At 46.8% G+C, this 17,310-nt stretch carries 21 protein-coding genes; 7 read left to right on the top strand and 14 right to left on the bottom strand.

The genetic code is table 11. The features are described 5' to 3' along the window. Positions 1–25 precede the first annotated feature (25 nt). Complete coding sequence (locus tag Q8K48_04165) at positions 26–1,153, top strand: AI-2E family transporter (GenBank protein ID MDP1851593.1); 1,128 nt, start codon at positions 26–28, stop codon at positions 1,151–1,153. Here Q8K48_04165 and Q8K48_04160 read toward each other — a convergent pair. Beyond that, entirely contained in the window at positions 1,150–1,860 is a 711-nt protein-coding gene (locus Q8K48_04160; GenBank protein MDP1851592.1) for an alpha/beta fold hydrolase, read from the bottom strand. The genes Q8K48_04165 and Q8K48_04160 overlap by 4 nt on opposite strands. Before the next feature lie 38 nt (positions 1,861–1,898). On the opposite strand from Q8K48_04160, the gene Q8K48_04155 reads away from it, so the two are divergent. Continuing rightward, positions 1,899–3,380, top strand: coding sequence for an aldehyde dehydrogenase family protein (locus Q8K48_04155; GenBank protein MDP1851591.1), 1,482 nt, complete (start codon positions 1,899–1,901; stop codon positions 3,378–3,380). A gap of 13 nt (positions 3,381–3,393) precedes the next feature. Here Q8K48_04155 and Q8K48_04150 read toward each other — a convergent pair whose 3' ends face one another. Then, the gene (locus tag Q8K48_04150; protein ID MDP1851590.1) at positions 3,394–3,705 is read right to left on the bottom strand and encodes a hypothetical protein; all 312 of its coding nucleotides are present in this window, start codon (positions 3,703–3,705) and stop codon (positions 3,394–3,396) included. A gap of 41 nt (positions 3,706–3,746) precedes the next feature. On the opposite strand from Q8K48_04150, the gene Q8K48_04145 reads away from it, so the two are divergent. From Q8K48_04145 to Q8K48_04135, 3 genes are read left to right on the top strand one after another with little or no spacing between them, the layout of a single operon-like run. Continuing rightward, positions 3,747–4,598: an ABC transporter ATP-binding protein gene (locus Q8K48_04145; protein ID MDP1851589.1), complete on the top strand. Its 852-nt coding sequence runs from the start codon at positions 3,747–3,749 to the stop codon at positions 4,596–4,598. Beyond that, positions 4,591–5,385, top strand: coding sequence for an ABC transporter permease (locus tag Q8K48_04140; GenBank protein MDP1851588.1), 795 nt, complete (start codon positions 4,591–4,593; stop codon positions 5,383–5,385). Before Q8K48_04145 ends, Q8K48_04140 begins: the two co-directional genes overlap by 8 nt. Then, positions 5,378–6,025, top strand: coding sequence for a hypothetical protein (locus tag Q8K48_04135; protein ID MDP1851587.1), 648 nt, complete (start codon positions 5,378–5,380; stop codon positions 6,023–6,025). Before Q8K48_04140 ends, Q8K48_04135 begins: the two co-directional genes overlap by 8 nt. On the opposite strand, the gene Q8K48_04130 is transcribed toward Q8K48_04135, so the two are convergent. Further along, positions 6,022–6,594, bottom strand: a complete 573-nt coding sequence (locus tag Q8K48_04130; protein ID MDP1851586.1) for a cob(I)yrinic acid a,c-diamide adenosyltransferase — start codon at positions 6,592–6,594, stop codon at positions 6,022–6,024. The genes Q8K48_04135 and Q8K48_04130 overlap by 4 nt on opposite strands. A 28-nt stretch (positions 6,595–6,622) precedes the next feature. Here Q8K48_04130 and murA point away from each other — a divergent pair, with 28 nt between their 5' ends. After that, positions 6,623–7,882, top strand: a complete 1,260-nt coding sequence (gene murA / locus Q8K48_04125) for a UDP-N-acetylglucosamine 1-carboxyvinyltransferase (GenBank protein ID MDP1851585.1) — start codon at positions 6,623–6,625, stop codon at positions 7,880–7,882. Next, a complete protein-coding gene (glpX, locus tag Q8K48_04120; GenBank protein MDP1851584.1) occupies positions 7,882–8,802 on the top strand; it encodes a class II fructose-bisphosphatase in 921 nt (306 codons plus the stop codon). The genes murA and glpX overlap by 1 nt, the downstream gene beginning before the upstream one ends. A 1-nt stretch (position 8,803) precedes the next feature. Here the strand turns inward: glpX and Q8K48_04115 are convergent, their stop codons facing one another. From Q8K48_04115 to Q8K48_04065, 11 genes are all read right to left on the bottom strand, one after another. Further along, positions 8,804–9,058, bottom strand: a complete 255-nt coding sequence (locus tag Q8K48_04115; protein MDP1851583.1) for a F0F1 ATP synthase subunit epsilon — start codon at positions 9,056–9,058, stop codon at positions 8,804–8,806. A 7-nt stretch (positions 9,059–9,065) separates the two neighbouring features. Next, a complete protein-coding gene (gene atpD, locus Q8K48_04110) occupies positions 9,066–10,496 on the bottom strand; it encodes a F0F1 ATP synthase subunit beta (protein MDP1851582.1) in 1,431 nt (476 codons plus the stop codon). Next, entirely contained in the window at positions 10,496–11,410 is a 915-nt protein-coding gene (locus Q8K48_04105) for a F0F1 ATP synthase subunit gamma (protein ID MDP1851581.1), read from the bottom strand. Before Q8K48_04105 ends, atpD begins: the two co-directional genes overlap by 1 nt. 3 nt (positions 11,411–11,413) lie before the next feature. Beyond that, on the bottom strand, positions 11,414–13,054 hold the full coding sequence (gene atpA, locus Q8K48_04100; GenBank protein MDP1851580.1) for a F0F1 ATP synthase subunit alpha: 1,641 nt from the start codon (positions 13,052–13,054) through the stop codon (positions 11,414–11,416). 12 nt (positions 13,055–13,066) lie between these two features. Beyond that, positions 13,067–13,894 carry a F0F1 ATP synthase subunit delta gene (locus Q8K48_04095; GenBank protein ID MDP1851579.1) on the bottom strand — a complete coding sequence of 276 codons (828 nt, stop codon included), beginning with the start codon at positions 13,892–13,894 and terminating at the stop codon, positions 13,067–13,069. 26 nt (positions 13,895–13,920) lie between these two features. Then, positions 13,921–14,451, bottom strand: a complete 531-nt coding sequence (locus Q8K48_04090) for a F0F1 ATP synthase subunit B (GenBank protein MDP1851578.1) — start codon at positions 14,449–14,451, stop codon at positions 13,921–13,923. A 40-nt stretch (positions 14,452–14,491) separates the two neighbouring features. Further along, positions 14,492–14,695, bottom strand: a complete 204-nt coding sequence (gene atpE / locus Q8K48_04085; protein MDP1851577.1) for an ATP synthase F0 subunit C — start codon at positions 14,693–14,695, stop codon at positions 14,492–14,494. Between the two features lie 19 nt (positions 14,696–14,714). Continuing rightward, on the bottom strand, positions 14,715–15,500 hold the full coding sequence (gene atpB / locus Q8K48_04080; protein ID MDP1851576.1) for a F0F1 ATP synthase subunit A: 786 nt from the start codon (positions 15,498–15,500) through the stop codon (positions 14,715–14,717). Positions 15,501–15,614: 114 nt separating this feature from the next. Then, a complete protein-coding gene (locus Q8K48_04075) occupies positions 15,615–15,803 on the bottom strand; it encodes a hypothetical protein (GenBank protein MDP1851575.1) in 189 nt (62 codons plus the stop codon). 10 nt (positions 15,804–15,813) lie between these two features. Then, on the bottom strand, positions 15,814–16,227 hold the full coding sequence (locus Q8K48_04070) for a hypothetical protein (GenBank protein MDP1851574.1): 414 nt from the start codon (positions 16,225–16,227) through the stop codon (positions 15,814–15,816). After that, on the bottom strand, positions 16,224–17,303 hold the full coding sequence (locus Q8K48_04065) for an MraY family glycosyltransferase (GenBank protein MDP1851573.1): 1,080 nt from the start codon (positions 17,301–17,303) through the stop codon (positions 16,224–16,226). Before Q8K48_04065 ends, Q8K48_04070 begins: the two co-directional genes overlap by 4 nt. Positions 17,304–17,310 lie beyond the last annotated feature (7 nt).

Here is a 17,310-nt window from a genome sequence, read left to right as displayed (position 1 = left end):
GTGTTGCTCACTTTAGAATAAGCCTATGGCTATTTCTGGACGAGTTAAGAAGGTCTCAAAGAAGGCAGTCACGGCACCACTACCAATATCAGATTTTGGAACTCTCGGTGCCCCGATTAATAGGGCCCACCCTTTCTACTTCGGTTTCATTGCAACACTTGGAGCTTTAACTGCCATCGTTCTAATGCGAGCCTTAGCAAGTGTGAGTCAGATATTTGTTCTCATCCTCATTTCCCTTTTTCTTGCAATTGGATTTAATCCTGCCGTCGAAGCATTGCGAGGTAAGAAACTATCTCGTGCAATGGCCGTCACAATCATATTCACTTCGGTGATTGCATTCGTAGTTTTCTTTGCATTTGTCGTAGCGCCACCAGTAGTCACTCAAGGGACTCAGCTCATAAATAAAGCGCCCCAACTAATCAATGACCTAACTAATTATGAAGCAATAAATAAACTAAACGAACAATTTGGTCTAATCGATACATTGCAGGCAAAATTGAAGTCAGTAACTTCAGATGGCACGTTGCTGGTGACTACTTTCGGTGGTGTGCTCGGAGTCGGCAAAACTATCCTCTCAGGCTTTTTTTCTTTTCTAACTGTTTTAGTCTTAACGCTCTACTTCATAACCTCCTTGCCTCAGGTCATTGAATTAGGACTTTCATTAGTTCCAGCAAGCAGGCGAGATCGCGTTGGCAGTCTAACTAATGCAATTATTGGCCGCGTTGGATCATTCGTTGGAAGCCAATTAATTATCGCAATTATGGCTGCTATTTTTGTCTTGGGTCTCTCAGTAATTATAGGTCTCCCTTCACCGTTTGCAATCGCGATGATTGTGCTTGTCTGTGGATTAATTCCACTCATTGGCCACTTCATCGGCTGCTCAATAGTTACCATAATCGCCTTAACACAATCGGTTTCACTTGGAGTTATTGCATTTGTTGCATATGTTATTTATGTGCAGATAGAAAACTATGTAGTTACCCCGCGAATTATGAAAAAGACGATGTCGGTACCTGGTGCGGTAACTATCATCGCCGCACTTATTGGATCTTCACTATTGGGACTCGTCGGTGGACTTTTGGCCGTCCCGGTTGCTGCAGCAATTATCTTAATTCTGGATGAAGTGGTTATTCCTCGGGCAAAATCGGCTTAAAATTCAAGGGGTAAGTCTTCGAAAACTCCCGTAACAGTAGCAGTGATTTGCGATAGTACACGGTGAACAAAAGGCTCACCAAGCCACAAGTGTTTTGCGCCTTCAACAGCGATAACTTTGATTGAAGGAATTTTGGAAAAACGTTTTCGTGCTTCATCGGGTTTGAGAAATTCATCAAATTCAGGAATGAGCGCTGTGATCGGTCGAGAGTCGCTGTTCCAGTACAGCAAATCACTTTCGATTGTAGTTCGAAGTGGTGGACTCAAAAGAATGAGACCCTTATGTCGATGATCTTTAGCATGTCGCAGAGCTAAGTCAGTTCCAAATGACCAACCGACTACCCAAACATTTTCTAATTTCAACGAGTCAAAACAGTATGCAAGCATTGCTTGAACATCTAATGCTTCGGCAGTTCCATTATCGAATTCGCCTGTACTAGTTCCGGCTTCACTTGCCGTCCCACGCGAATTGAAACGAACAACGGTAATTCCTGCCATCGCGGGTAATCTATTGGCTGCCTTTTTAAATACATGACTGTCCATCATTCCACCAGCTGTTGGTAATGGATGCAAACAGAGAATCGCCCCGCGTCTAGCCCCGAGTGGAGATGCAACTTCGCCTACGAGTTCCACACCATCAGTTGTTAGCACATGAAATGGAGTTCGAATTGAGGGCAAGACTGTACTGGGTCTAATAATCTCGGCCATGCTTCAAATTGTATCGACACACCACTACGCTTCTAACCATGGTAACTAAAGAAAGGCCCTCATTTAATTCGCACAATCCAGTAACTGGAGATGCACTTGGTACGTATCCAATTTTTAGCACGAGCGAAATCGAGAATGTTGTTAGCCGCGCGCGCACTACAACGGTGAAATGGCAGAGGATTGGTTTCAATAGTCGCCGGCAGGTATTGCTCGCATGGAGTTCTCTCATCATGAGACGTATAGAGCAGATTGCCGAATTAATTAGCTGTGAAACTGGAAAGCCGATGAGCGATGCTAAGTTAGAAGTCAGTATCGCTGTAAACCACATTGAATGGGCGGCGCGGCATGCCGAATCGATTTTGCGCACCTCACATCGCCGCCCCGGATTATTAATGGCCAATATGGCGGCAACTGTTGAGCGCTCCCCACTTGGAGTTATTGGCGTAATTGGACCCTGGAACTACCCCATTTTTACTCCAGTTGGTTCAATTTCATATGCATTAGCTGCCGGTAATACCGTTCTCTTTAAACCCAGTGAGTTCACGCCAGGTGTAGGAATGTGGCTCGAGGAGAGTTTTAATGAGGTTGCACCTTTCGCCGATATTTTCACGACGGTTACGGGTTTAGCGCAAACTGGTAGTGCACTCTGTGTAAGTGGAATCGACAAGCTCTCATTTACTGGCTCGACTCGTACGGCAAAGTTAGTAGCTGCCCAGTGTGCATCTGTAATGGTCCCTGTCGTTCTCGAGTGTGGGGGCAAGGATCCGGTAATTGTGGCAGCCGATGCCGATATTAAACGTGCAGTTGATGCAACTATGTGGTCTGCCATGGCTAATGCTGGTCAATCATGTATTGGTGCAGAGCGCGTATATGTCGATGAAAAAGTTGCCGATGAGTTTATTGCTCGAGCAATTGAACTTGCCGCAACGATTCACGCAGGTGCGCCAGGGGAAGGCAACTATGGTCCTATAACGATGCCTTCCCAGATTAAGGTTATTCGCTCCCACATCAAGGCGGCGATTGCAGATGGTGGTATTTGTGTTTATGGAGGACCACAATCGGTGAAAGCGCCATTCGTACAACCAGTTGTGCTAATAAATGTTCCCGAGAGTTCGAGCGCGGTACGCGAAGAAACGTTTGGTCCTATTATTATTATTAATCGGGTTACAACAATGCGCGAAGCGATCGATCTTTCAAATGCATCACGCTATGGCCTCGGTGCAAATGTCTGGTCTAAACGACAAGGAAAGAAAATAGCGTCTCAACTTCAGTGCGGAATGGTTGCAATTAATTCGACTTTCGCCTTCGCAACAATTGCTTCTGTACCTTTTGGGGGTGTCAAAGATAGTGGCTCGGGCCGAGTTCATGGTCCTGAAGGTCTCTTGGAATATACCTTCGCACGAACAGTTGTGCGTACCCGCTTTCATTTACCGTTGAAGCTTTTAAGTTTTAAGCGCAGCCCACACGATGATGCACTAGTAATTAAATTAACCAAACTACTCAAAGGACGTCTAGGCTGAAATACACCTAGAGTTAATATCTAGGGGCGTTGCGTGTACGTTCAGTATTAGGCCTTCGTTGATCTTTTTTAGACCAACATGCACTGTGCCAATGACGGCGACTCTCCTGATCATCTTCAAGCCAGGCAACAATGTGCGGAACCGCAAGGGGAATCATCTGATCACAGCCAGGACAGCGATATGGTTTATTTGATCCAGATCCAGTTAATTTGCGAACTGTATACAGACCTTCTTGGTGCTCTTCAAAGCTTTGATTCGATGATGTGCCTTCACGATCATCTGACTTCGGCCGCCTATTTTTGGGATAGTTTCTGCGCGGACTCATACCGATATTTTCTCACAGTATTGGCATAGTACTATCGCACCATGAATGCGATTGAAGTAACTGGCCTACGAAAGAGTTATGGGCCAATTCAGGCGGTCAGAGGGATCGACTTATCAATTTCATCGGGCGAAATCTTTGCTCTACTAGGACCAAATGGTGCAGGAAAAACAACCACCGTTGAAATTCTGGAGGGCTTTCGAAGCCGTGATGGCGGACAAGTCAGCGTCCTAGGTTTTGATCCCCGCAACGAAGGACACGCTGCCCGTGAGTGGCGTAATCGAATCGGAATTGTTTTGCAGTCAACCTCGGATTCAGGTGATTTAACGGTTGTTGAAACTATCGATCATTTCAGTGGTTACTACTCCAATCCTCGAAAAGTTAATGAAGTGATACATGCCGTTGGCTTGGATGACAAGGCCGGCTCGCTCATTCGTGAACTTTCGGGAGGTCAACGCAGACGTTTAGATGTCGCACTCGGCATAGTTGGCAATCCAGAGCTTCTTTTTCTGGATGAACCTACGACTGGCTTTGATCCAGAGGCAAGGCGAGCATTTTGGACACTGATTGAAAACCTACGAGGAAGTGGCACCACAATTTTGCTTACAACCCATTACTTAGATGAGGCAGAAGCGCTCGCCGATCGCGTCGCAGTTATAAATAATGGTCAGATTATTGAAATCTCTTCACCAACTGAGCTCGGTGGACGAAGTACTTCTAAGGCACTTGTTACGTGGCGCGAGTCTGGTGAGTTAAAGTCCGAGGCGACTGATAATCCAACAGCTCTAGTTAATAAACTAACCTCTATCTTTAATGGTGAAATTCCAGAACTCACTGTAACTCGCCCATCTTTAGAAGATATTTACCTTCGCATGATTGGTAAAACCCATGAATAAGATTCCTAGCGCCATCTCACTCGGCATTCGGCGCGGGGGTTTTGAGATTCGACAGTTTTCAAGGCAACGCGAGTCCGTTGTTTTTACACTTTTTTTTCCAGTAATTTTGCTGACAATTTTCGGATCGGTCTTTAAAGACACAATTGCTCCAGGAGTAACTTTTTCCCAGTACTTTGCGGCGGGAATGATTGCATCAGGTCTGGTTAATACTGGCTTTCAAGCACTTGCAATTACAATTCCACTAGAGCGCGACTTCGGAGCGCTCAAGCGGTTGCGCGGAACACCAATGCCGGCATCTAGTTATTTTATTGGAAAGGCAATTCTTGTCACAGTTAGCATGGTCATACAGATTTTCATGCTTTTTGGATTCGGCTTACTCTTCCTTGGTCTTGAAATGCCAACTGGCACTGATAAATGGATTACTTTCGCCTGGTTGGTTGTACTTGGAAGTGCATGTTCGACCGCACTCGGAATCGCATTTTCAATTATTCCAAAGAGTGGCCGAGGAGCATCGGCAGTTGTTTCGCCCATCGTAATTATTTTGCAGTTCTTCAGCGGCGTATTTTTCATTTTTACACAACTTCCACCCTGGATGCAACAAGTCGCTGCAATTTTTCCACTTAAGTGGCTCACCCAAGGCATGCGATCAGTCTTTTTACCAGATTCCTTTGCAGCGCAAGAGATCGCAAAATCTTGGGAAAATGAACGAACTTTTGCGGTACTAATAGTCTGGCTCATCATCGGTACCTTCTTTTCAGTCCGCAAATTTAAGTGGGACCGTGATTAAGCGCCTATTAATCCTTGTTATTGCGCTAACGTTAATAACACCAGTAGCGACAAGTGCTACTCAATCACCGACTCCAACGCCGAAGGCCACAGCAAGCAAGAAAATAACGCCAATTAAAAGGCCAGTTGTAAAAAAGATTGCGGTTATAAAAAAGAACGTCGTTACAAAAAAGGGCAAAAAACGCATCTCCCCTTCACCCTCTCCAAAATGGCCACCCGTTGGTTTCAAATCTAGCGGTGAGGTTTTTGCCAAAATTCCGAGTGCTAAGGAGTTAATTGGAACGGCATCGAATGATAAGAAATTAGCTAAAGCGCTGGCTCAAAAAGTTGATGGGGTGCCAATTTGTGAGAAATTCTCGTGTGGCGCAATTCAAGTTGCATCTCTCAATGGCTGCACGTGGTGGGAGGTTAATGCCAAGCTAGCAGGTGAGGTTTCCACTGAAGATGCAACAAGGATCACTTTTGGAACTATCCGAGCTTTAGTTAGAGCGACGGCGCCTAAAGAAATTGTGACTGTTCTACTTGTTAGCCAAGAGCCTTTAGAGCTCCATCACCGAATATCAGGGATTTCTGCAAACTGTCACCATGATGCTGCAAGTGAGAAAATACCAAGTTCAACATATACAGCGAGCAATAATTAGCGATTAGCTCCTGGAACCCATAGCTGATCACCAATATCTTTATTTACATATCGTGCTAAAACAAAGAGTAGATCTGAGCAACGATTTAAATACTTTGCTGTTATTGGACTAACTCCGCCACCAAATCCATGTATTGCAGCCCATGTACAACGCTCTGCACGGCGCACAACGGTGCGAGCGACATGAAGATGTGCAGCCGCTGGTGTGCCCGAAGGTAACACAAATGAGCGCACAGGTTCTAATTCGCTGTTGTATCTATCGATTTCCTCTTCTAAAAATTTAATCTGGGATTCAAGAACGCGAAGTGGTTCAAAGGCAGGCGAATCTACCACCGGCGTGCACAAATCGGCACCAACATCAAAGAGATCATTTTGAATTCGCACTAACAATGCGCGGACATCTTCACTCAAATTTTCTGTAGCAAGCACTACCCCGATGGAGGAGTTAGCTTCATCCACGGTGGCGTACGCTTCAAGGCGCGGATCATTTTTCGATGTTCGGCTCATGTCGCCTAATGAGGTTGTTCCATCATCGCCGGTCTTAGTGTAAATACGCGTCAAATTAACCATGCCTATAGCCTATAAGTAGACTGCGGGCATGGCATCTCTCGATCGTTTCCGCGTCACGGGAGGAGCAAGTCTGCGTGGAGAAGTTACCGTCACCGGAGCAAAGAACTCCGTCTTAAAACTCATGGCGGCATCGATTTTAGCCACTGGTACGACAACAATCGAGAATGTGCCAGAGATTGCCGATGTCGACATCATGTCAGATCTCTTAACGCGTCTGGGCTGCACAGTAATCCACGAAAAAGATACCGTGACAATTGATGTTCCTGAAAACCCAGGACACCGTGCAGATTATGATCTGGTGCGAAAAATGCGTGCCTCTATAAATGTTTTAGGTCCACTTGTCGCTCGAATTGGTAAAGCTGAGGTAGCACTACCTGGTGGGGATGCAATTGGTTCGCGAGGTTTGGATTTTCACATAAAGGGATTAGAGGCATTAGGTGCGAGTGCGCATATTGAACATGGTTATGTAATCGCCGAAGCAGTACATGGATTATCTGGAGCCTTAATAGAACTTGATTTTCCAAGTGTAGGCGCTACAGAGAATATTATGACGGCAGCCGTCTTAGCTAAAGGTGTAACTACAATCGAAAACGCCGCACGTGAACCAGATTTAATCGATCTCGGCGAATTCTTACTTTCAATGGGTGCAAAGATTCAAGGCCTCGGAACTCCACTCATCACCATAACTGGAGTGGATAAATTGAATCCTACAACTCATGTAACAATTCCAGATCGCATCATTACTGGGACCTGGGCATTTGCTGCGGCAATGACACGAGGTGACATTACAATTCATGGTGCGCGTGCTAAGGATTTAGAACTGCCCCTCGAAAAACTCGTTAGCGCTGGTGCGATCGTGACATCGACCTCCGACGGCATACGCGTACGCATAGATTCAAGGCCACACGCTATCGACGTGGTAACTCTTCCTTATCCAGGTTTTCCTACAGATTTACTTCCTATGGTTATTGCCTTGAACTCGATTGCCGATGGACACTCTTTAGTTACTGAAAATGTTTTTGAGTCACGTTTTATGTTCGTCAACGAACTCATACGACTTGGAGCACAGATATCGATCGATGGCCACCATGCATCAATTAACGGAGTGCCAGAGCTATCTGGGGCACCAGTTGAGGCCACCGATATTCGTGCCGGCGCGGGTTTAGTTCTAGCAGCTCTCGTAAGTGAGGGTGAAACTACTATAGATGCCGCCTTCCATGTAGATCGTGGCTATCCTAACTTTACTGAGCAACTTGTCAGCCTAGGAGCGAAAGTGAGCCGTGAATAATGCCTGCAATCCCAGATCGCAACTTAGCCCTCGAACTAATTCGAGTAACAGAAACTGCTGCGATTGCCGCAGCGCCGTGGGTAGGTCGTGGTGAGAAGAATTTAGCTGATAAAGCTGCAGTCGAAGCAATGCGCGAAATGATTAATACAGTTGATATGGCAGGTGTTGTAGTTATTGGTGAAGGTGAAAAAGATGATGCTCCAATGCTCCATAATGGTGAGAACGTTGGAAATCAGCAAGGGCCATCGTGTGATGTTGCAGTCGATCCGATAGATGGGACCTCATTAACTGCAAATGGAATGAATGGGGCAATCTCCGTAATCGCCTTATCTCCTCGCGGAACTATGTTTGACCCTACGACCTCTTTTTATATGAACAAGATTGTCACTGGTCCAGAGGCCGCTCATGTTATTGACATACAGGCAACGACTGCCGAGAACATACATGCAGTTGCGAAGGCAAAAAATTTGGCGATTAGTGACATTACAGTTGTGGTACTAAATCGTCCACGACATGCGCAATTAATTGCAGAGATCCGCGCTGCAGGTGCGCGCATCCGCTTAATTCAAGATGGTGATGTTGCTGCCGCGATTGAAACTGCACGGCCCAACACAGGCATTGATTTATTGATGGGCGTCGGTGGGACTCCAGAGGGAGTAATTGCTGCGGCTGCGATGATTTGTTTAGGCGGGGCTATTCAAGGTCAGTTGTATGAAGATGGCAAGCCAGTTGGTGCAATCTTGTACACCAAGGATCTTGTGAACTCCGAAGATGTTTTCTTAGCGGCAACTGGAATAACCGATGGTGAGTTAATCAAGGGAATCCGCTATACAAGTTTTGGTGCTGTTAGTCAGTCCATCGTGATGCGTGGTCAGTCAAAGACGGTTCGCGTCATTGAGACTGAACATCACATAAAGTAAGTTACTTGCTCACAGTTTCAGTAAGAATAGAAACCCGATTATTTGATACCGATATGAAGCCACCACTTACAGTAAATGCAGTGGTGCTTCCATCAATACCTTTTATGCTCACAGCTCCATCGACAAGTACTCCAAAGAGCGGCGCGTGATCGCTCAAAATTCCAAGATCACCTTCAACGGTACGGGCAGAGACAAATGAAGCCTGCCCCGACCAGACGCGCTCTGTTGGAGATACGAGTTCGACGTTGAGTGTCATGTTTTTTTTACTTTCCAACGCTTGCCGCTAGTTCGGCAGCACGACGCTCTACATCATCTAGACCACCGCACATGAAGAAGGCCTGCTCTGGAACGTGATCGTACTTTCCATCGGCAAGGGCCTCAAAAGCTGCAATTGTGTCGACTAATGGTACGAATGAGCCTTCAATGCCAGTGAAAACTTTGGCAACGAAAGTATTCTGAGACAAGAAGCGTTGAATACGTCGTGCACGGCCCACCAGAACTCGGTCATCTTCCGATAATTCATCGATACCAAGAATCGCGATGATGTCCTGAAGATCCTTATAACGCTGCAAGATCTGTTTAATTCGGTTAGCGACACGGAAGTGGTGCTCACCGATGTAGCGTGGATCCAAGATGCGTGATGTTGAGTCGAGGGGATCCACAGCAGGGTAGATACCAAGCTCTGAAATCGGACGGGACAAAACAGTTGTGGCATCTAAGTGAGCAAATGTTGTATGTGGGGCTGGGTCAGTAATGTCATCGGCAGGTACATAGATCGCCTGCATAGATGTAATTGAGTGACCACGTGTAGATGTGATGCGCTCCTGTAGCTGACCCATTTCATCGGCCAAAGTTGGCTGATAGCCCACAGCAGATGGCATACGGCCAAGAAGAGTTGATACTTCAGAGCCAGCTTGAGTAAATCGGAAAATATTGTCAATGAACAAAAGAACATCCTGCTTTTGTACATCGCGGAAGTACTCGGCCATGGTGAGCGCTGAGAGTGCAACGCGAAGACGTGTGCCAGGTGGTTCATCCATCTGGCCAAAGACTAAGGCGGTCTTATTGATAACGCCGGTCTCGGTCATTTCCAAAAATAAGTCGTTACCTTCACGAGTTCGCTCACCAACACCGGCAAATACAGATACTCCACCGAAGTTTTCAGCGACACGGTAAATCATCTCCTGAATCAAAACAGTTTTACCAACACCAGCGCCACCGAATAGACCGATCTTGCCACCCTTTACATATGGTGTTAAAAGATCGATAACTTTAATTCCAGTTTCAAACATCTCAGTTTTAGACTCTAACTGATCAAATGCTGGAGCATTGCGGTGAATTGGCCAACGCTCTTTTATGTCAAGGGAGGATGTTGGAACATCCATTGATTCGCCAAGTGTGTTAAATACATGTCCCTTAGTAACATCGCCGACAGGCACTGAGATAGCAGAGCCCGTGTCAGATACCTCTGTACCACGGACCATCCCATCAGTTGGCTGCATAGAAATTGCACGCACGAGGTTGTCACCAATGTGTTGGGCGACCTCCATCGTCAAAGTACGTGTAGTACCTGACATGGTTACGTCTACGTGTAGCGCGTTGAAGATCGATGGCATTGAATCGGCTGGAAATTCAATATCCACGACCGGTCCAATAACGCGAGCTACGCGACCTTTACCTGTTGATGCCGACATCATTCACTCCCTGCACTAGCTGAGGCCAACGCGTCTGCGCCGCCAACAATTTCACTGATCTCTTGGGTAATTTCAGCTTGACGGGCTGCATTTGCACGTCGCGTAAGCGACTTGATTAAATCATCGGCATTGTCAGTTGCCGATTTCATTGCCCGACGCCGCGCAGCATGCTCAGAGGCCGCCGACTGCAACATCGCGTTAAATACTCGAGCCTCAATATAACGAGGCAAAAGTGCATTGAGCACAACCTCGGCATTAGGTTCGAATTCATACATTGGTAGCAAACCAGTTGGTGCTGGCGAATCACTTTCTACAACTTCTAGAGGAAGCATCCGCTTTGCCATCGCGTTTTGTGTAAGCATTGATTTAAATTCAGTAAATACTATGTGAATCTCATCGACACCGGCAGGATCGACCTGTGCATCGGCGATGAAGGCCTTAATGAGTGCGTCGGCAACTTGCTTGGCATCCTCATACGTTGGGTTATCTGAAAAACCCGACCATGAACCAGCGATTGCACGATTCCGGAAACGGTAGTAATTAGCTGCTTTACGGCCGACTAGATACGAAGTCGTTCCAAGTCCGCGCTCTTTCAAAAGAGCCGCTAACTGCTCACCCTCTTTAATTGCATTATTTGAATAAGCCCCGGCCATTCCGCGATCTGCTGTGATAATCAAAACCGCGGCACGAATAGGATTCTCACTTGCAGTGGTTAAAGGATGGTTAATTGATGAGAACGATGCAACTGCAGATACCGCCCGAGTCAACTCATTGGCATAAGGAGTCGAAGCACTGACTCGTTGCTGCGCTTTAACGATACGAGATGCCGAGATTAACTCCATGGCTTTCGTAATCTTTTTAGTCGCTTTAACGGATCGCATGCGTCTGCGATAAACGCGAAGTTGGGCACCCATAGGTTACTTCTTCACCGGTGCCTGAACATACTTCGTAACTTGCTCATTAACTTCTGAATCGAGAGCGTCTGCAGGCAACTCGTAAACCGCTTCTGCATGGCTCGGTGCAAAACGTGCCTTAAAGAAAGTTACCGCTTCTTCCATCGCCTTGATTGTGTCATCTTCGAGTGTTTTCGTCTCTGCAATCACCGTGAAGATATCTTTACGTTCGCGACCAATGAACTCAAGGAGTTCGGCCTCAAATCGACGGATGTCGGCAACTGCAACTGAGTCCAGCGCACCTGAAGTACCGGCCCAGATTGAAACAATCTGATGCTCAAGAGAATAAGGTGAGTACTGACCCTGTTTTAAGAGTTCAACCATGCGCGCGCCGCGCTCAAGTTGTGCCTTTGAGGCCGCATCTAGATCTGAACCAAATGCCGCGAAAGCTTCGAGCTCACGGAACTGTGCCAAGTCAAGGCGCAGTCGACCCGCGATCTTCTTCATCGCCTTAGTCTGTGCAGAGCCACCTACGCGCGAAACAGAGATGCCCACGTTAATTGCTGGACGAACGCCGGCGTTAAATAGATCTGTTTCAAGGAAGCACTGACCGTCAGTAATTGAAATAACATTTGTAGGAATAAAAGCGGAAACGTCATTTCCCTTAGTCTCAATAATTGGAAGACCAGTCATCGAACCACCACCGAGTTCATCTGAGAGCTTTGCACAACGCTCTAATAAACGTGAGTGCAAATAGAAAACATCTCCAGGATATGCTTCACGACCTGGTGGGCGACGAAGGAGCAATGAGACTGAACGATAAGCCTCGGCCTGCTTTGATAGATCATCAAAGACGATAAGTACATGTTCGCCGTTATACATCCAGTGTTGGCCAATTGAAGAGCCAGTGTATGGAGCTAAGTATTTAAAACCTGCAGGGTCTGAGGCGGGAGATGCAACGATAGTTGTGTACTCCATTGCGCCGGCCTCTTCGAGTGCGCCCTTAACTGCCGCGATCGTTGAACCCTTTTGCCCGATAGCGACATAAATACATTTAACTTGCTTCTTCTTATCTCCAGATTTCCAGTTTTCCTTCTGGTTAATAATTGTGTCTACTGCAACGGCAGTTTTACCAGTCTGACGATCTCCAATAATTAACTGGCGTTGTCCGCGACCAATTGCTGTCATCGCATCAATCGCTTTAATTCCAGTTGCGAGTGGCTCTTTTACAGGTTGGCGCTGAACTACAGAGGGAGCCTGAAGTTCAAGTGCTCTACGTGCATCGGCCTTGATCTCACCCTTGCCATCGATGGGACGACCTAGAGGATCGACAACGCGACCTAAGAAGCCATCGCCTACTGGTACTGAGAGAATCTCACCTGTGCGGCGCACTGATGTTCCCTCTTCGATTCCTTCGTAACCACCCAAGATAACAACGCCGATTTCACGTACGTCGAGGTTGAGTGCCAGGCCGAGTGTGCCGTTTTCAAACTGCAACAACTCATTTGCCATCGTCGATGGCAGCCCTTCAACGCGTGCGATTCCATCGCCGGCTTGGCTTACAGTTCCGACTTCGTCGCGAGCTGCAACGCCTGGATCGTAAGACTTAACAAAGTTCGCTAAGGCTCCCTGGATTTCAGCCGGGTTGATCGTGAGGTCTGCCATGTGATTCTCCCTTTATTTGCTTCCGACTACGGCGCGTGCGGCCCCAGCCAAACGATTTGAAACAGTTCCATCAACTAACTCATCTGCAAACTTGATTGAAATTCCACCAATTACTGCCGGTTCGATCTCAATATTGATACGTACAGGCTGACCTACTTGATTGTTAAGTGCAGTAGATAAGCGTTTTTGTTGAGCAGTGCTCAGTGGTGCAGCCACGCGGACCAGAGCAATTACGCGATTACGGCGTGCGGCAAGGGCATGGGCATAATCATCAAAGGCTGATTCGATGCTGCGTCCACGCCACGTGTTTGCTAACTGCGAAACAAGCTTCACGGTTGAACCAGATGCACCCTTAAGAATCTCGCTAACGAGTGTTGCTTTAGCAAGCTTTGCATCCGATGTCAGTGCCTTGCGAAGTTCGGCTGAGCCGGCGATCGCACGTGAGGCAGTAAAGATTTCATCTTCTACGCGATCGAGTTCACCGGCAATGTTGGCAGCTGATGCTTCTGCCTCAATAGCTAACTGCTCAATCACAAGTACAAGATCCTTTGGTGCAGACCAACGCATCGCCGATATCTCAGTTGTAATGGCAAGTGCCAACGCGCCGATCTTTGTGCCGAATAACTCTGAAAGAAATACTGACTTAGATTTATCATCACGAGAAGAGTCGGTTAGAGCGCGACGCACTGCGATATTTGTATCCAGTACATCGGCGACAAAGAAAAGTTCAGCGCTCAATGTAGATGCATTTGATGCATCTACTCCTTTTATGGCAGCATCTAACGCTGCGCGCGCAGTCACGAGTGACTGACGGCTGCTGCCTCCGAGGTGAGCTCTCATCTATTACTGCTTCCTTTTCGCTATGTTTACTTAGATTTTTCTAGATCTTCTAAAAAGCGATCGACAACACGAGATTGGCGAGCTTCATCATCGAGTGACTCACCCACAATCTTTGAGGCAAGCTCAACGGCTAGGGCGCCAACTTCGGTTCGAAGTGAAGTAATCGCTTGTTGGCGCTGTGCCTCAATTGAGGCGTGCGCAGTTGCCGTAATTCGAGCAGCTTCTTCTTGTGCTTTAGTACGCAGATCTTCAATAATGGCTGCTCCTTGAACGCGTGCATCTTCGCGCAAAACTTGAGCTTCCGCCTGGGCATTAGCGAGCTGTTCGGTGTACTGAGCAAGTGCGCGCTGAGCCTCAAGTTGTGCCTTTTCTGCACGTTCGATGCCACCTTGAATGGCATTGGTGCGCTCTGTAAATGCCTTTTCAAACATTGGAGTTACAAATTTACGTAGAGTTAAGAAGAGAAGGGTGAAAGCGATCGCACCCACAACAAGCTCTGCAGTGTGTGGAATGAGCGGATTAATCTTCTCCTCCGCGGCTAAGTTAAGAAATTGCATCAGTTGTCCTTAAGTTTCAATTAGTGAAATCGAATATGTATTAGAGAACGAATGCGAGAACGAGGCCGAAGAGTGCAAGGGCTTCAGCAAGTGCGAAACCAAGGAATGCGATTGGCTGTAGAACGCTACGTGCCTCTGGCTGACGTGCGACGCCGTTGATATATGCGGCGAAGATTAGACCAGTTGCGATTCCGGGACCGATAGCTGCGAGGCCAAAACCAACGAGGTTGAGTGTGCCTTCCATTTTTTCTCCTTATTTCCTATTAGTGTTCGTCGGCAAGGGCGCCGGCGATATAGAGAGCTGCGAGCAGAGTAAAGATGTATGCCTGCAGGACTTGAACCATGAATTCAAAGAAGGTCAACACAATGCCTACAGCGAAGGCAAATGGGCTGATCAACTTTAAACCAATAACTCCTTGGAGAAGATGTTCTCCACCCAAGATAAATACGAGCAACAACAAGTGACCTGCAAACATATTTGCAAAGAGACGAAGTGCCAGAGTCAGAGGACGCACGACAAAAAAAGTAAGAATTTCAAGTGGAGTAATAAGAATGTATGCCGCTTTTGGAACGCCTGGCATAAACATGATGTCTTTGAAGTATTTAAATGCACCCTGTTTACGAATTCCAACATAGTGAAAAACGAGGTAAATGGTAAGTGCTAATACGTAGGGGAAAGATACGCGCGACATTGTCGGAAACTGCAGAAGCGGAATAATTCCAAAGAGATTGTTAACTAGAATAAATGTAAAGAGTGTAAAGAGGTAGGGCACAAAACGCAGAAAGTCATGTCCAATTACATCTTTAGCTAAATCATTCCGGACAAAACTGTAAACGGATTCGCCAGCGAATTGAAGCTTCGAAGGTACAACTGCAGCTTTTCGCGAAGCGATAATGAAAAATGTTGAGATTAGAACTACTGAAAACAAAACTAAAAATATTGGTTTAGTTGTATAAGCGTTATCACCAAAGATTGGTGGGAGTTCGAAATCGGAGCTGCTTGGTGGGACAAAGCCACCACCTGTGCCAGAACGCAGTAAATCGCGCACTCATAACTCCTTCAGAGGTTGAAAATGTTGACTACAACGGGCAAGACGAGGGAAGCCTATGGCAGAGGCGGCCAGGTTGAGAAATCCAACTGCCCACTAAAAAAGTGTGGCGGCTCACTCCCGCCCGAAGCGCAGCCACACGAGATAAATGGCACCACTGATGCCCACTAAGAGGCCAAGCAAAGTGAAGTAGCCCTGATTAAGCCATTGATCGAGGCCATATCCAATTGCGCCCCAAAAGAGCAGGCCAGAAAGGAGGTAGCCAAAAATCGACCACATTGCACTCTCTTCACGCTTTGCCATCAAGGCCTCCTTAAGCTTTCGTATCCGGGAGGGGTAAATGTAGGCGAAGTTTCATGAAACTGGCAATCTCGCCCCAAAGCCAAGAGATTGTGAGTAATACTGCCGTAATTCCAAAAGCGGTTCGGCTAATCGTAGCCCGGTCAGTGAACTTGGCAATGGCCCATAGCAATAGGCCAAGCGCAAAGAGCTTGGCAAAGTATGAAAAGAGCGCCAAAGCCATAGTGGAGAGTGGATCTAAGTTTCGGACCATTCGTGAAACGATGATGTGAATAACAAAGAATATTACGACTACGAATTGGGCAAGAAGTGCGCCATAAAAACCACTGAGACCGCTCAGAATCGTAGCTACTGTAATTGCAATAACACTAACTGCCAGCGTTGGAAGGAAAGCGCCTCGCAGCAAACGTGATTCATTACTGCTCATACAATTACCTTTTTCCCTATTTTGGAAACCACTACCGTTACTAGGAAAAGAAATACTGCAGTAGTCAAAGCTACCCACCACGGTGCAAATGCTAATACTGTAACTGGAAAGGCGATCATTGCCGTCCATAAATAGAGGATTGATGCCGTTTTTAACTGTGAGTTTCCGGCACTAAGTAACCGGTGATGCAGATGTTTATTATCGGGAGCAAAGGGAGATTTACCGGCTTTGACTCGACGAACAACTGCAAGTAATAAATCCACCAAGGGAATTGCAAGAACTGCAAAAGGCAAAAGCAGTGGTAAGAGTGTTGGACCCGCGGACTCGGCCGCGATGGCATTTGGGTCGACCTGGCCCGTTAACGTAATGGCAGCTGTTGCTAATAAAAGTCCGAGCAACATTGAGCCGCTATCACCCATGAAAATTCTTGCTGGGTGCGCGTTATGTGGCAGGAAACCAATGCAAATTCCGACGAGAACTGCCGTCACCAATGAAGGAGTACCTGCACGACTAAAACCGAATTCAACGGCTAGCAAATATGCGAAGGCAAAAAATGCAATCCCAGCAATCGCAACTATGCCAGCGGCTAAGCCATCCATGCCATCGATAAAATTAACTGCATTGATAGTAGTGACTACTACGAGGACAGTGAGTAACTGGCCAATACTGGGCGGCAAAGTAATTACTCCGTTAATTGGGAGCCAGAGAATCTGAATTCCATACATAAGTAAAATACTTGCTGCAAAAACTTGTCCCGCTAGTTTTGTAAGGGCATCTAGTTGGAAGCGATCATCGGCCATGCCCAATAAAACGATGACTGTGGAAGCCAAAAAAATACCTTGAGATTCATGGCCAAAGGATTTACCCACTAGCGGAAGATGATTCACGATCATGAAAGTCACCGCCATCGCCAACCACATTGCAACTCCACCCCAGCGAGCAGTTGGTACCGTGTGAATGTCGCGACCACGAATTTGCGCTACGGCTCCACATCGAATCGCTTGAGTGCGTACCAAGGGAGTAATTGAGTAACACAAAGCTGCGCAAATAAACAGTGTTACCAAGTACTCTCTCATGAGATCT

Origin of the sequence: Candidatus Planktophila sp., assembly GCA_030681675.1 — a bacterium.
Lineage (GTDB): Bacteria > Actinomycetota > Actinomycetes > Nanopelagicales > Nanopelagicaceae > Planktophila.
This window is presented reverse-complemented; position numbering and strand designations above follow the sequence as displayed.

Coding starts and splice junctions, on each gene's coding strand:
- Q8K48_04165 (MDP1851593.1), top strand. CDS start 26: ATGGCTATTTCTGGACGAGTTAAGAAGGTCTCAAAGAAGGCAGTCACG.
- Q8K48_04160 (MDP1851592.1), bottom strand. CDS start 1,860: ATGGCCGAGATTATTAGACCCAGTACAGTCTTGCCCTCAATTCGAACT.
- Q8K48_04155 (MDP1851591.1), top strand. CDS start 1,899: ATGGTAACTAAAGAAAGGCCCTCATTTAATTCGCACAATCCAGTAACT.
- Q8K48_04150 (MDP1851590.1), bottom strand. CDS start 3,705: ATGAGTCCGCGCAGAAACTATCCCAAAAATAGGCGGCCGAAGTCAGAT.
- Q8K48_04145 (MDP1851589.1), top strand. CDS start 3,747: ATGAATGCGATTGAAGTAACTGGCCTACGAAAGAGTTATGGGCCAATT.
- Q8K48_04140 (MDP1851588.1), top strand. CDS start 4,591: ATGAATAAGATTCCTAGCGCCATCTCACTCGGCATTCGGCGCGGGGGT.
- Q8K48_04130 (MDP1851586.1), bottom strand. CDS start 6,594: ATGGTTAATTTGACGCGTATTTACACTAAGACCGGCGATGATGGAACA.
- murA (MDP1851585.1), top strand. CDS start 6,623: ATGGCATCTCTCGATCGTTTCCGCGTCACGGGAGGAGCAAGTCTGCGT.
- glpX (MDP1851584.1), top strand. CDS start 7,882: ATGCCTGCAATCCCAGATCGCAACTTAGCCCTCGAACTAATTCGAGTA.
- Q8K48_04115 (MDP1851583.1), bottom strand. CDS start 9,058: ATGACACTCAACGTCGAACTCGTATCTCCAACAGAGCGCGTCTGGTCG.
- atpD (MDP1851582.1), bottom strand. CDS start 10,496: ATGTCGGCATCAACAGGTAAAGGTCGCGTAGCTCGCGTTATTGGACCG.
- Q8K48_04105 (MDP1851581.1), bottom strand. CDS start 11,410: ATGGGTGCCCAACTTCGCGTTTATCGCAGACGCATGCGATCCGTTAAA.
- atpA (MDP1851580.1), bottom strand. CDS start 13,054: ATGGCAGACCTCACGATCAACCCGGCTGAAATCCAGGGAGCCTTAGCG.
- Q8K48_04095 (MDP1851579.1), bottom strand. CDS start 13,894: ATGAGAGCTCACCTCGGAGGCAGCAGCCGTCAGTCACTCGTGACTGCG.
- Q8K48_04090 (MDP1851578.1), bottom strand. CDS start 14,451: ATGCAATTTCTTAACTTAGCCGCGGAGGAGAAGATTAATCCGCTCATT.
- atpE (MDP1851577.1), bottom strand. CDS start 14,695: ATGGAAGGCACACTCAACCTCGTTGGTTTTGGCCTCGCAGCTATCGGT.
- Q8K48_04075 (MDP1851575.1), bottom strand. CDS start 15,803: ATGGCAAAGCGTGAAGAGAGTGCAATGTGGTCGATTTTTGGCTACCTC.
- Q8K48_04070 (MDP1851574.1), bottom strand. CDS start 16,227: ATGAGCAGTAATGAATCACGTTTGCTGCGAGGCGCTTTCCTTCCAACG.
- Q8K48_04065 (MDP1851573.1), bottom strand. CDS start 17,303: ATGAGAGAGTACTTGGTAACACTGTTTATTTGCGCAGCTTTGTGTTAC.